The 15531-nt window shown below is 41.2% G+C and carries 7 protein-coding genes; all 7 read right to left on the reverse strand.

What is annotated here, in order from left to right:
* Window positions 1–127: 127 nt before the first annotated feature.
* The 7 genes from PHA78_RS05920 to uvrC all read right to left on the reverse strand — a co-directional run bounded on the left by PHA78_RS05920 (window position 128) and on the right by uvrC (window position 15396).
* Complete coding sequence (locus PHA78_RS05920) at window positions 128–8794, reverse strand: MucBP domain-containing protein (RefSeq protein WP_272158552.1); 8667 nt, start codon at window positions 8792–8794, stop codon at window positions 128–130.
* A gap of 566 nt (window positions 8795–9360) precedes the next feature.
* Window positions 9361–10293: an Rpn family recombination-promoting nuclease/putative transposase gene (locus PHA78_RS05925; RefSeq protein WP_158293404.1), complete on the reverse strand. Its 933-nt coding sequence runs from the start codon at window positions 10291–10293 to the stop codon at window positions 9361–9363.
* Window positions 10294–10447: 154 nt separating this feature from the next.
* Window positions 10448–10612: a hypothetical protein gene (locus tag PHA78_RS05930; protein WP_024409594.1), complete on the reverse strand. Its 165-nt coding sequence runs from the start codon at window positions 10610–10612 to the stop codon at window positions 10448–10450.
* Between the two features lie 654 nt (window positions 10613–11266).
* Window positions 11267–12580: a GTPase ObgE gene (gene obgE, locus PHA78_RS05935; RefSeq protein ID WP_032497945.1), complete on the reverse strand. Its 1314-nt coding sequence runs from the start codon at window positions 12578–12580 to the stop codon at window positions 11267–11269.
* A gap of 203 nt (window positions 12581–12783) precedes the next feature.
* Entirely contained in the window at window positions 12784–12912 is a 129-nt protein-coding gene (locus PHA78_RS05940) for a DUF4044 domain-containing protein (protein ID WP_002935474.1), read from the reverse strand.
* 171 nt (window positions 12913–13083) lie between these two features.
* Window positions 13084–13467 (reverse strand): hypothetical protein, encoded by a 384-nt coding sequence (locus PHA78_RS05945; protein ID WP_002943673.1) that lies wholly within the window; start codon window positions 13465–13467, stop codon window positions 13084–13086.
* 159 nt (window positions 13468–13626) lie between these two features.
* Window positions 13627–15396, reverse strand: a complete 1770-nt coding sequence (gene uvrC / locus PHA78_RS05950) for an excinuclease ABC subunit UvrC (protein ID WP_272158554.1) — start codon at window positions 15394–15396, stop codon at window positions 13627–13629.
* Between the last annotated feature and the right edge of the window lie 135 nt (window positions 15397–15531).

A 15531-nucleotide genomic window follows, 5' to 3' on the forward strand; every position in this document is an offset into this window, starting at 1 on the left:
ATCAAATTCTCATACTTTCATTGAACTTACTATGTCTAGTATATCAAAAATGCGTATACAAAAAAAGGAAAGGCGAACCTTTCCTTTTTTTATTTTACCTGAATAGGAATTAGGAAAAATAATTTAATTAGTCTTCGTTGCGACGACGTTTACCTGCAAGAGCAAGAGCTGCAATAAGCATACCTGCACCAAGTACTGTTGCTGATGATGAAGCTTCACCAGTGTTTGGCAATTGAGCCGCACCAGCTTTAGCAGTTGTTGGAGCTACAGGAGCCTGTGGTTTTGGTGCAACAGGTTTGCTTACCTTACGGTAGATGTGTGTTGTGTTACCGTCTGGATCTGTTACAGTCTTACCTGTAAACTCGTATCCTGGGATTGACTTGTTCGGTGTTGTACCCTCTTCTTGCGGTGCAATTGGGTTACCGTCTTCGTCAACGTGGTTTGTTACAACTTTAGTTACCTTACGGTAGATGTGTGTTGTGTTACCGTCTGGATCTGTTACAGTCTTACCTGTGAACTCGTATCCTGGGATTGACTTGTTAGGTGTTGTACCCTCTTCTTGCGGTGCAATTGGGTTACCGTCTTCGTCAACGTGGTTTGTTACAACCTTCTTAGCAGGTGTTTCTACTTTACGGTAAACGTATGTTACTTCAGTAGTCTTACCACCTACAACAGTACCAGTTTCTGAACCTTCCACACGAACAAGCTCATAAGTTGTACCATCTTCTGTAGTGATAGTGTTTGGCTTGTTATCAGTTGTGTCATAAGACTTACCTGCTGGAGCGTCTGTTTCGTCGTTAACAGGTGTCTTAATTACTGTACCATCTTCAGTCACGTAGTTCACCACAACGTTACCATTTTGAACGTAAGGGACTGGTGTGTCAACGCCAGAATCATCTGGTGTTGGTGGTACATAACCCTTACCTGGATCTGTTGGATCAACTGGTTTCAATGGTTCGTTGGTCTTAGGATCTACTGGTGTGTAGCCTGGAACGTTTGGAATCACTGTATCTGGAGTTGGTGTTACTGGTACATCTGGATTGGTTGGATCAAATGGATATGGAACTTTTGGTTCTTGTCCTTCAGGTACACCTGGAATTTGTGGGATCCAGTTAGCGACTTTCTTATACACATAAGTGATCTCAATTGTCTTACCACCTTCAACTGTACCGTTTTCTGTACCAATTGTCTTAGACGGAATCAAGACATAACGTGAACCATCTTCTGTAACAATCTCTGTTGGTTTGTTGTCAGTTGTGTCATAAGACTTGCCAGCAGGAACGTTGGTTTCGTCTTGAACTGGTGCTTTGATAACTGTTCCATCTTCTGTTACGTAGTTAACCACAACATTACCATTTTGAACGTAAGGAATTGGTGTATCTTCTCCTGTATTTGATGGAGTTGGTGGTACATAACCCTTACCTGGATCTGTTGGATCAACTGGTTTCAATGGTTCGTTGGTCTTAGGATCTACTGGTGTGTAGCCTGGAACGTTTGGAATCACTGTATCTGGAGTTGGTGTTACTGGTACATCTGGGTTAGTTGGGTCGAATGGATATGGAACTTTTGGTTCTTCTCCTGCTGGTACACCTGGAATTTGTGGGATCCAGTTAGCGACTTTCTTATACACATAAGTGATCTCAATTGTCTTACCACCTTCAACTGTACCTGTTTCAGAACCAACTGTCTTAGATGGGATCAAGACATAACGTGAACCATCTTCTGTTGTGATAGTAGTTGGTTTGTTGTCAGTTGTGTCATAAGACTTACCTGCTGGAGCGTCTGTTTCGTCGTTAACAGGTGTCTTAAGCACATTGCCATTTTCATCCACGTAGTTCACCACAACGTTACCATTTTGAACGTAAGGGATTGGTGTGTCAACGCTAGAATCATCTGGTGTTGGTGGTACATAACCCTTACCTGGATCTGTTGGATCAACTGGTTTCAATGGTTCGTTGGTCTTAGGATCTACTGGTGTGTAGCCTGGAACGTTTGGAATCACTGTATCTGGAGTTGGTGTTACTGGTACATCTGGGTTAGTTGGATCAAATGGATATGGAACTTTTGGTTCTTGTCCTTCTGGTACACCTGGAATTTGTGGGATCCAGTTAGCGACTTTCTTATACACATAAGTGATCTCAATTGTCTTACCACCTTCAACTGTACCTGTTTCAGAACCAACTGTCTTAGACGGAATCAAGACATAACGTGAACCATCTTCTGTAACAATCTCTGTTGGCTTGTTGTCAGTTGTGTCATAAGACTTACCTGGTTCAGCGTTTTCTTCGTCTGTTACAGTAGCCTTGAGCACTGTTCCATCTTCTGTGATGTAGTGAACGATAACATTTCCAGCTTTTTCGTAGATGTAAGTAACTTCAGTTGTACCTTCTACAACTTTACCAGTTTCATTATCGCCAGCTTTAACTTCTTTGTAGTAGTAAACCTCACCTGATTCAGTAGTAATCTTAGATGGTTTGTGATCTGTCGTATCGTAGTCTACACCTGTTGAAGTTGTCTTCGTATCCACTACTTGTGGAGCAATCACATCACCGTCTGTATTGACGTAGTTAACAACAACATCACCTTTGACTTCTTCGTAAACGTATGTGATTTCTGTTGTGCCTTCTACAACATCACCAGTCTCATTACCTTTTGTAAGAGTTGGTACGATACGGTATGTCTTACCTTCATCTGTTGTGATTTCTTTTGGTTTTAGGTCTGTTGTATCGTATGATGTGCCTGTTGAGCTTTCTGGTGTATCAGTTACAGTGCTTGCGGTTTTCTTACCTTCGTCTGTTGTACCTGAGATTGGGTTACCTTCGGTATCAACGTAATGAACGATGACATCACCTTTTACCTCTTCGTAGACGTAAGTAATTTCTTTTGTTTTACCTGCTTCTACTGTACCTGTTTCTGAATCAACACCTGTGGCAGTACCGTTACCTACAGCAGTCAAGTTACCTTCATCTGAAACTGTACCAACTGGGTAATCACCTGCTTTTTCTTTTGCGACAAGACGATATGTCTTACCATCTGCTGTGGTGATTTCTTCTGGTTTGTGGTCTGTAGTAGCATAAGCAGAATCTGGTTTGCCATCTGTCACATCTGCTACAGGAGCTTGGATGACGTTACCTTCTGTATCCACATAATTAACGTTAACGTTACCTGCTTTTTCGTAGACGTATTGAACAGTTGTTGTTCCTTCTACGACATCACCTTTTTCTGGTGCAGATGTATCTTTAACCTCTTTATAGTAGTAGAGTGTTTCTGAACCATCTTTTTCAACAACTGTAATGGTTGCTGGTTTGTGGTCGTAGGTTTCATATGGTGTGTCTACTGATGTTGTTGGTGTATCAACTTCTGTTTTAGCGATGGTATTTCCTTCGGTATCGTAGTACTCAACAACAACGTCACCTTTCACTTCTTCGTAAACATAAGTGATTTCTTTTGTTTTACCAGCTTCAACTGTACCAGTCGTAGCATCGATACCTGTTGCTTTACCGTTACCAACTGCTGTCAAGTTATTGTCATCTGAAACTGTACCTACGTTGTAAGTATTTGCCGGAGCAAGGCGGTAAAGTTTGCCATCTACTGAGATGCTAGCCAGTTTGTTATCAAGAACAGTGTCATAGCCAGAACCTGGTTTACCATCTGTCACGTCTGCAACTGGATCTTTAAGAACATTACCTTCTGTATCGACATAGTTAACGTTAACTGAACCAGCTTTTTCGTAGATGTAAGTCACTTCAGTTGTGCCTTCTACAACTTTACCAGTTTCGTTATCGCCAGCTTTAACTTCTTTGTAGTAGTAAACCTCACCTGATTCAGTAGTAATCTTAGATGGTTTGTGATCTGTCGTATCGTAGTCTACACCTGTTGAAGTTGTCTTCGTATCCACTACTTGTGGAGCAATCACATCACCGTCTGTATTGACGTAGTTAACAACAACATCACCTTTGACTTCTTCGTAAACGTATGTGATTTCTGTTGTGCCTTCTACAACTTTACCAGTCTCGCTACCTTTTGTAAGAGTTGGTACGATACGGTATGTCTTACCATCTGCTGTGGTGATTTCTTTTGGTTTTAAGTCTGTTGTGTTGTAGTCCACACCTGTTGAGCTTTCTGGTGTATCAGTTACAGTGCTTGCGGTTTTCTTACCTTCGTCTGTTGTACCTGAAATTGGGTTACCTTTGGTATCAACGTAGTGAACGATGACATCACCTTTCACTTCTTCGTAAACATAAGTGATTTCTTTTGTTTTACCAGCTTCAACTTTACCTGTTTCTGCATCAACACCTGTTGCAGTACCGTTACCTACAGCAGTCAAGTTACCTGCATCTGAAACTGTACCAACTGGGTAATCACCTGCTTTTTCTTTTGCGACAAGGCGATATGTCTTACCATCTGCTGTGGTGATTTCTGCTGGTTTGTGGTCTGTTGTAGCGTAGTCAGTACCTGCTTGTGCATTTGTTTCATCAGCTACTTTAGTTGCAATCACATTGCCATCAGTATCCACATAGTTAACGTTGACTGAACCAGCTTTTTCGTAGACGTATTGAACTGTTGTTGTTCCTTCTACGACATCACCTTTTTCTGGTGCAGATGTATCTTTAACCTCTTTATAGTAGTAGAGTGTTTCTGAACCATCTTTTTCAACAACTGTAATGGTTGCTGGTTTGTGGTCGTAGGTTTCATATGGTGTGTCTACTGATGTTGTTGGTGTATCAACTTCTGTTTTAGCGATGGTATTTCCTTCGGTATCGTAGTACTCAACAACAACGTCACCTTTCACTTCTTTGTAAACGTAAGTGATTTCTTTTGTTTTACCTGCTTCAACTTTACCAGTCGTAGCATCGATACCTGTTGCTTTACCGTTACCAACAGTTGTCAAATTATTCTCTGCTCCAACAGTACCAACTTTGTAATCACCTGCAGGAACTAGGCGGTAAAGTTTGCCATCTACTGAGATGCTAGCCAGTTTGTTATCAAGAACAGTGTCATAGCCAGAACCTGGTTTACCATCTGTCACGTCTGCAACTGGATCTTTAAGAACATTACCTTCTGTATCGACATAGTTAACATTAACGCTACCAGCTTTTTCGTAGATGTATGTAACTTCAGTCGTACCTTCTACAACTTTACCAGTTTCCTTATCGCCTGCTTTGACTTCATCTTTTGGCAAGATGTAGTAAACATCGCCAGTTTCGTCATTAACGATTTTCTCTGGTTTGTTATCTCTTGTGTCGTATTCTGTACCTGTGTCAGTGATAACTTGGTCTGTTACATCGTCTGCAATTGTGTTACCTTCAGTATCAACGTAATGTACGATAACATCACCTTGAAGCAATTCGTAAACGTATGTTACTGTCGTTGTTCCTTCTACAATATCTCCTGCTTCGTTTCCTTGCGTTGCTGCTGGTACTAGTTTGTACACTTTTCCGTCTGCTGTTGTAATTGTGTTCGGACGGTTGTCTGTTGTGTCGTAGCCGTTACCTGTGTTTGTTGTTGATGATAATGGTGTATCTTCTACTTCACTTGCGACTTCTTTTTCCTTACCGTCAACACCTTTATCAGCTGTTCCTGAAATTGGGTTGCCATTTACATCGACATACTTAACAACAACGTTACCTTTTACTTCTTTGTAGACATAAGTGATTTCTTTAGTAACACCTGACTCGACTGTACCTGTTACGTCGTCGATACCTGTGGCTTTACCGTTGCCAACTGCTGTCAAGTTGCTATCATCTGAAACGGTACCAACGTTGTAAGTATTTGCCGGAGCAAGTTTGTAAGTCTTACCGTCTTTAGTCTTGATGATTTCTGGTTTTTCACCTTCTTGAGCTGTGTTATAGTCTGAACCTGGTTTACCGTCTGTTACATCTGCGACTGAGGCTTGAAGTGGGGTACCTTCTGTGTCTACATAGTTGATATTAACATTACCAGCTTTTTCGTAAACATAAGTTAATTGTTTAACTGTATCAGACTTAATGGTACCTTTTTCTGCGTCAATTTTTTCATTTGAACGGTAATCTGTATCCGTCTTGTCATCTACAACAGGGTGGAGATTTTTTGCTGTAGTATCAATTTCTTTGTAGTAGTATACGGTACCATCTGCTGCTACGATGCTGTTATCACGTACGGCTGCGGTATTGTATTCTGAACCTGTGTCACCATGTCCAACTACAGTCACCATATCCTTAAGGATGTTACCTTCTGTGTCTACGTAGTAAACATCAACGCCACCTTTTTCAGTGTAGAAGTAACGAGCATTTTGTTCATTCTTAACATTAGAGTTGGATAATGTCATCTCTAACCCGCCAAGTTCCCAACGATCATCACCACCTCTGTCTACATTAGCATCAGAGATATCTGGTGTCTTGTAGTTCCATCCAAATTTCCAAAGAGCATTCGTATTTGTCGCATCTAGAGGTCCTGTAGAAACAGTTACGCTATCAGTATCGAATTTAGCTACTGTTCCATAGCCATCTGCTATGCCATCTGCTTTTTTTCCATTTTTATATGGAGCATCAACGCTCCACTGAATTGGAGTAAGGACATCTCCGTTTGCATCAACGTAATTACCAGCCGCATCCGTTTTATAGATTTTTTTTGTGTTAACAGTATGAACGGTACCATCTTCGTCAGTCACCATAGTATCTGTCACACTTTTTACATTTACAATTTGACCAGTAGCAGTGGTGTAAGACGTTTTGGTATCATTTAATGTTCCAAGTACATCACCATTGGAATCAAGAACCTGAACCTGTTTTCCTTCAAGAACAAGTTTATTGGCGTCGTAAAATTTAGATGTGAACGTTCCTGGCTTAGTATTGTATGTTCCTCCTGGTTGCATTTCTTCAGTAGTGAACATCAACGTAAAGTAATCATCCAAGTCAGAGACCATTCCACTATTATTCATTTTAGTTTTGTAAAAATTAGCCCAGTCTGGATTGTTTGGATCTAGCATATAGACTTGCATTTGCAACGCACCATTAACATCTGTAATGGTGTACAAGCGTGCCTCGTTCCATTGTCCACGGAAAACAGCATATTGCGTACCAACTTTATAGTCTGTAGCTAATATACCACTTTCTACCTTAGGTAATTCTGACTCAATTAATTCATAATTATCAAAATCGATAGCACCAGCAATATGAAAAGCATCCCCGACTAAACCACTATCTTGAGTGTAACGTGCTAGCAACTCACGAAGGCGACCAGTCGCTGCATTTTCTTTTACATAATATGATGTTGTTTGGATCGTACCACTCGGAACAGCTGTTGAAAAAGAATTCGTGTTTACATTTACTCTTGTCTGATCTAGTTTGTTATAAACTGCAGTATTCCAGTTGGCACCATTTGAATTATAAATTGAAATTTGGCGAGTTGTGACACCATTCTCTGAAACAATGTAAGTAAAATCATATTTTACTTTATGAGCTTGGTAATTCTCTAGAACGTTCAACTCATCAACCACAGTTTTGACATTAGGCTTTAGTTCAACAGTTTTAACAACTCTATCACCGTTCATTGTTTTCTCAACCAACTTAGCATAAACAACGTCAGATGCCGCACGTTCAGTTGAATCAGTTGACACTGAGAAAGTCATATAGTAGTTATGACCCGCCCAATCATTAAAGTTTTTACCATCTCCATAGCCACCGACTGTGTCGAAATTAAAAATCAAGAAAGTATCACGGTTGGCATCTTGGTCTCCAATATAGCCTGCAGGATAATTCTTTTCAGCTACTGTAATGGTTGCTTCTCTCTCAGCAGCTGTAAGACCTGAGTTCGCAGCCTTAACTGGATCTGGGATTTCCCAAACACCGTGTTGAGCATAAGAGACAGATGCCGGGTTTGTAGTTTCGATTGTCGTTGCAGCTGGAGTTCCAGTAGCGGTATCCAATACTGCAGTGATTTCACCATCTGGATAATACTTACGCAATTCTAAGACTAGAGCTTCTACGTTTGTACGAACTGCACTGATTTGAGCGTTTACTTCCTCAAGTGTCGCTACTGAATCCTTCAAGACTGCAGTTGCTTGTGTTGCAGTTAATTTAGTCGCTGCAGCAGCTGCTTTCAAGGCTGTGTCTTCCTTGTCAGATGCAGCTACAAGGCGTTCAGATTCATTTGCCAAAACTTCTGCTTCTGAAGTTACTTGCTCAAGAACAGTTTTTGCTTCTTCTACAGTAGCAGGTGTTTTTACAGCTTCAGAAACTGTTGCAGTTGTTGTAGCTGCGCCTTCTGTTGATTTAGCAGTTGCTGTTTCTGTTGTAGTTGTTTCAGAAGTTGCCGCTTTTTCTTCAGCTTTCTTAACAACTTTTACAGTTACAATATTTTGTCCATTCTCTGTCACTTCTTGAGAAACTGTAGCTGACTGACCTGATGCTAATTCATACCCTTCTGGTACTACTGCTGTGACAGATACCGTTGCTTTTGCAATTGTTTCTGTGGTAGTAACTGAAACTGTTTCTACTGAAGCGTTCGCAAGTGTATCATCTTCAGTAGCGTACTTAACAATATAGCCGATTTCAACTGTACGTTCAGAACTTGATGAAGTCGCCGTTTCTGTTGAAGTTTCTGATGTCGTTGATTCTGTAGCACTTGTGGATGAAGCTACGGACGTAGACTCTGGGGTTGTAACTGTCTCTGCTGCTTGAACAACCTGTGTCCCAGTACCAAGTGCAATCGACATCCCAAGTAAGACACTAGCAGCACCAAAGTGGTATTTACGAATTGAGAAGTGCTGTTTCAATCCGTACCAGTCAAAAGATTTTCTTCTAGAATGATGCATTATTATCCTCCTGTATTCTATGCATAGCTAAAAATAAGATAGGTAACTAAAAATGCTTTCAGATTACATCTCCCTCATTTTACTATTAGCTAACCATTTTTAGCTTCTATAAGCATTATACACTACCCCCCCCCCCGATTTTCAAGTAAAATCAATCATTTTTCACGCCTTACGCATGAAAAATTTCTTGCTAAATTCCCAAAGTAAGTTCTAGTCTAACCCCAAAACTAGAAATTAGACTGAGACAAAGAAATAAGGTAGAACTTACTATGGGACAAGTTGGTGATGACAAATTTGAGATAATTAGAAAAGATAGCCTTTACGACAGACCCTGTAGCCTGACGAAATGAACTTTCTCGCTTGTTTGCATCCTAGGTAAATCTTGATAGTATGCAATTAAAACAGGAAAAGAAATTTAAAATAAGAACCCTGTGTAGCACAGAGTTCTCCTTCTATCATTCTCTTATCCACCTTTGTGTTGGCTCCATTAGCTTCGACATCTATTATTCCGTGGGAGATCTGTTGAAATAACGAAGCGAGATTTCATACCATCAGAAAAAAACAGCTTAGTTGCCATGTTCATGACCTTCTTCTGTGACATTTTCTTTCCGCAACACCCTCACTTGTTCAATAGGCATTTTCAGAACTAGGGAAATATTCTCATCAGACATGCCAACTTGAAAAAGAGAAGTCAAAACTTCTTGCGTTTTTTGTTCTGCACCTTTCTCATAACCATCCTCAACACCCTCCTCATAGCCTTCTTCAAAGCGTTCCTGCATGGTTTCGTAATAACTAGCAGCATTTCGGTTCCATGTGTCAATCATTGTTCTTTCCTCCTGTGTCCAATTATTCACATCCAAAAGATACTCTGCCCTTTGGATCGCACTGGTTTGTTTTAAGCTAAATTCTTTGTTAGAGAAGAATTCCATCCAAAGCTGTTGTTTCCTATCCATTTCTCCCAATGGCAGTTTCTTTAGTTCTACAATGACCATCTCGAAGGGCTTTCTCGCTTGTTCTTGTTTACCAAATGGAAACTCCAAGACCTGACCTGTTTCTGAATCCGTAATAATAAATGAATGGACTGGTCTTTCATCTTTAAAGTAGTTGGTTGCAACTACGGCGATACCATAGACAGGTTGGATTTTATCGTACATCTTATGGGTTTTGGCAACTTTTTGTCGAACATTGGGCAGGTTTGCGACCAGGTGTTGGCAAATATAGGTCCACAATCTTTTCAAAAAGCCTCTTTGGTTGGCGACTTGGATTTCAATCACTACTTGGGTATCATCTTCCAATGAGGCAAGAACATCAACGGTCGTAGTAAAATAGCCATCTTGTTCTTTCTTTAAATCAGCAAGAGTTCCGTTCATAATTTTGACCATTTTAGGTCTGAAACCAAGAAAGGTTTCAATGAAATCAATGGTCACCTCTGGATCGCTAAAAACTTTTTTAGCTGCAATGTCCATCATTGGATTGATGCGATGTCTTTTTTTGCTCATATTTTTCTCCATATTCTATTGATTGAGATATAACCTCGTATTATATATTCGAAAAATAGAGCATTTCCCCTAATTATATTATAGCACATTCACTAACATTTTCAAAATTCAATACCAAAAACCTGCTAGTTATTTGAAAACAAACAGGTCAAGTTTACTCATTTTCCTTCTCTCTTGCCAAACGCTCCCTCTCCAAACGTAATTTCCGATTTGGATTAAGTGTATTAAAAAGTTCTTCTAATTTCTCAGCATTCCATACATCGGCTGCTGAGACAAAATTTCCATCCTTATCCTTGAAGGATATTGGTTTATCGCCCATATTAACCTCCAACTATTTTATAGACTATTTACAAACGATCATTAACTGAATGAAATTAGTAAGGTTGGTAGCCAAGGTCCCATAGGACTTGGCGTAGTTTGACTAGAGGCTGGGCAAAAAGCCTAGCACCACTCTTTAGAGTTCGTGTCAACATCTCAGCGCAGTGGTTGATTGGCAGATTTGTTCGTGTTTTACACTCCAAATCTGACCTAATCAACTGTGCGGGGGTGGGAAGACGAACTCTTTTTTAACTAGTCGAGTTCTTTCCCACTCCCAGTCAAACTGCTTACCTCGCTTTCGAATTTCTTAGCTCGGGTTAAAACTGTCCCCCGAACATGGTCGCTTTCGTATTTCAAGGCAACCAGCTGAAAAAGTTCTGCAAACTGTTTCACTCCACTGGACAGGCTACGACATGGAGTACAGGCAGTCGATACCACTGCCTGTGCGGAATTAGTAAGGTTGGTAGGTAGTCCGCCATAACGGCTACCGTATCACATCAAGTCCTTTAGGACTTAGATGTGATTCCAAAGTTACGACACGGAGTCCAAATGGTCGATACTACCATTTGGGTGAAGTTAGTAAGGTAGCTAGCCAAGGTCCCCTAGGACTTGGCGTAGTTTGACTAGCAAGTTAACTTGCAGTCAAACTGCTACGTTAATCCACAAACTCAAATTCGAACTTGCCGATGCGAACTGTATCGCCGTCTTTGGCTCCGCGGGCACGGAGGGCTTCATCGACACCCATGCCACGCAACTGGCGAGCAAATTTCATGACAGATTCGTCACGATCAAAGTTAGTCATGGTGAAGAGTTTTTCTAGTTTGTCACCAGATAGAACCCAGCTTGCATCGTCTGCACGGCTGATGTCAAATTCTGGCTCATCTGGGTTAAAGCCATAGTAAGCCTCCTCTTCTTGGAAATCTGATTCCTCGTAGAGCAAGAATTCAGGCGTTTTCTCTAGCAACTCAGCTGTGGCATCCAAAAGATTTTCCAAACCTTGGTGAGCAATCCCTGAGATTGGGAAAATCTGTGGCAGTTCGTCAAACTCGCCATAGTTGGCTGCTAATTTCTTCTTGAACTCTTCCAGATTTTCTGCCGCTTCTGGCATATCCATTTTGTTGGCAACGATAATCTGAGGACGCTCCATGAGGCGAAGATTGTAGGTTTCCAATTCATTGTTGATGGCTACGTAATCTTCATAAGGATCACGACCCTCACTTGCTGACATGTCCAAAACATGCAAGATAACACGTGTCCGCTCGATGTGACGAAGGAATTGCGTTCCCAATCCAACACCTTGACTAGCACCCTCAATCAAACCTGGTAAGTCTGCCACAGCAAATGACTCGCCAGATTTGGTCCGAACCATTCCCAAATTTGGAACAATGGTTGTAAAATGGTAGGCACCAATTTTAGGTTTAGCTGCTGTAATAACACTGAGAAGCGTTGACTTACCAACTGATGGGAAACCTACAAGACCTACATCAGCCAACACTTTCAATTCTAATTCAAGATTGCGCTCCTCACCTGGTTCTCCATTTTCAGAAATCTCAGGAGCTGGATTCTTAGGTGTCGCAAAGCGAATATTTCCACGACCACCACGACCACCGTGGGCAATGACAAATTCTTGACCATTTTCAACCAAGTCGGTGATGACCTTGCCAGTATCCGCATCACGAACAGTTGTCCCCTGTGGTACTCGAACAATCAGGTCTTCCGCACCACGACCATGCATGCCCTTGGTCATCCCTTTTTCGCCATCGTCAGCTTTAAAACGACGGTTGTAACGGAAGTCCATCAAGGTACGCAAGCCTTCATCTACAACAAAAACAACGTCTCCGCCACGGCCACCATCACCGCCCCAAGGACCGCCATTAGGTACATACTTTTCACGGCGGAAGGCGACCATCCCATCGCCTCCCTTACCTGCCTTAACCTTAATCTTGGCGGTATCTAAAAACATACTCATAATTTACCCTATTCTTTCCTAGAAAAAAACGCTTAAAAGCGTTTTAGACCTGTATTCACAAGCGAAGTGCTTATATATAAGAAATCGTTTTTAGCCAATCAAGGTAGTTTTTTCAAAATACTGACTGTATTTTGAAAAAAACTAACGATGAGTGCTTAAAAACTAGCCTTAGTATAGAAGTGCTGAACAGTGAATACAGATTCTTAATTCATCAATGCATTAATGGCTGGTAAAATCAAGCCAGCTAATGTCGCGACAACCATCACGACAACAATTACTAAAGTTACTTTTTCAAATGTTGTTTTCTTGTGTTTTTCTTCGCCGAACGCCATTGCTTTCTCCTTAATCAGTCATTGATAATTCATTTTACCATAAATTAGTAGAGCTTTCAAATCTCATCTCTACCTACCAGAAGCCAAGATTTACCAGATTATCTTAAAAGGACTGTTTTCCAGCTTCTGACTAGAAAGACAGTCCTCGTGCTTTTCAGAAATATTAGGCAATTAACCAGATACCAAACGTTTTACTTTTAATCCAACTCCAACAAGCATAAGTAAACCACAAATGTAATAAGCAACAGGCAATTCGATTATACGACTCCAGAATTCTTCTCCTAAAGCCAGAATAGGTAAGCAATAAAAATACAATGTAACCATAAAAGTCATGATAAAAATAATCAGCTGAATATTTTTATTAGCTTGATAATTAATGAAAAAGAAAGCTAAAAAGATTAGAATAGAGGACAAGGAAAATAAGTTTTGGCTGAAATACTGCCAACCTGACACAAGAAAAACAGAATAACTTTCACTGTCCGTAGTATATGCAAACGGCAGTAGCATACACAATATGAACAATAGTCCAACTGCATGAGTGATATATCTTTGCATAGCCTTTACCTACCCCTCTATTTGATAGCATCATTTTATTAGCGATAAATTTAAGCTTATCAAGCACTAGATATGTATATTATAACATACATTACCGAGATTACAAAGCATTTCGGTGTATTTTTATTATATTTTTGGATATTATTACAGCGTTTGGTTCTACTTCAACTTTTCCTTAACCTTCTCCGCCACCTTATACGGCACACCTGCTTCTGCGATTTCTTGCAAACTGGCTGACTGGATATTGCCAATAGACTTGAAATGCTTCATCAAAGCTTGCTTGCGTTTTGGTCCCAAACCTTCTATGCCGTCCAATTTAGATGAGAAGGAATTTTTTGAGCGTACCTGACGGTGAAACTCAATAGCAAAGCGGTGCACTTCATCTTGTATCCGATGCAGGAGGAAAAATTCCTGTGAATTACGGGGTAATTCCACTACTTCCAACGGATTGCCAAAGAGCAACTCGTGGGTCTGGTGCTTGTCATTCTTCTGCAAACCTGCAATGGGAATAGACATACCCAACTCCTGCTCGATGACCTGCTTGGCGACATTTACCTGACCTTGACCACCATCGATGATAATCAAATCAGGCGGTGTCAAACCGTCCCTCAAGACCCGACTGTACCGCCGCTGCAAAACTTCTCGCATGGAAGCATAATCATCTGGCCCCTCCACCGTCTTAATCTTGTACTTGCGGTATTCTTTTTTATTAGGCACCCCATTTTCAAAGACCACCATAGCCGACACAGGACTAGTCCCCATAATATTGGAGTTATCGAAAGCCTCAATCCGCACAGGCGTCGGAATCCCCAAAAGCTGACCGATATTCTCCACCGCACCGTAGGTCTTCTCCAGATTTTTCTCCAAAAGATTAAACTTCTGCTCCAGACTGACACGCGCATTCTTGGTCGCCAAATTGATAAGTTGCTTCTTCTCGCCACGCTGAGGCTTGATGACCTTGGTATCTACTAGAGCTTCTACGGCTTCTTGGTCAATATCCTGCGGTATCAAGACCTCTGACGGAATCAAATGTTGCTGGTCCCTGTAAAACTGACCGATGTAGGTCAAAAAGTCTTCGTCCGCATCGTTATAATATGGAAAAAGATTGACATTCCGCTCAATCAGTTTCCCCTGCCGAACAAAGAAAACCTGCACACACATCCAGCCCTTGTCTACGTAGTAGCCAAAGACATCTCGATTTTGCAAGTCATGGGCCATGACACGTTGCTTGGTCCGCAGGGTTGAAATGGATTGAAGGACATCGCGGTATTCCGCAGCCTTTTCAAATTCCAAATTGCCAGCAGCCGCCTTCATCTTGTCCTGAACTTCCTTGACAATCTTATCATCATGCCCCGTCAAGAATTGGGCAACTTCTTTTGCCATCTTGTCATAGTCAGACAGGCTGGGCAGGTTTTCCCCGTGAGCCAAACATTGCCCCAAATGGTAATATAGACAATACTTGTTCTCAGGCATTTTGCACTTGCGGAAAGGATAGAGGCGCTCCAATAGTTTGAGGGTTTGATTGGCCGCACCCACATCTGGATAGGGACCAAAATACTGACCGCCATCCTTCTTAATCTGCCGAGTAATGAGCAGCCGTGGATGCCGTTCCTTGGTAATCTTGATGAAGGGATAGGACTTATCATCCTTGAGCATGATGTTATAGCGAGGCTTGTTTTCCTGAATCAGATTGATTTCCAACAAGAGCGCCTCGATATTAGAATCCGTTACGATGAATTCAAAGTCGGCAATTTCAGCCACTAGAGCCTCTGTCTTGGTATCATGGGCACCACGAAAATAAGACCGCACCCGATTGCGCAGGTTTTTGGCCTTACCCACATAGATAATCTTTCCGTACTTGTTTTTATGGAGGTAGCAACCCGGACTGTCCGGAAGCAGCTCCAACTTGTGCTTGATTAAATCGTTCATAGGTCTATTATAGCAGATTTTCTGATAATCGAGCTTATTGCATTCCTTTTTACACTCGACTTCTTGGAATATATCCGTATCCATACTACAAAAATATTGATAGAAACTATTGCTTTTGTACTAAGATAGCAGTAT

It is taken from the genome of Streptococcus sp. HN38 (assembly GCF_028335765.1).
Taxonomy (GTDB): domain Bacteria; phylum Bacillota; class Bacilli; order Lactobacillales; family Streptococcaceae; genus Streptococcus; species Streptococcus suis_P.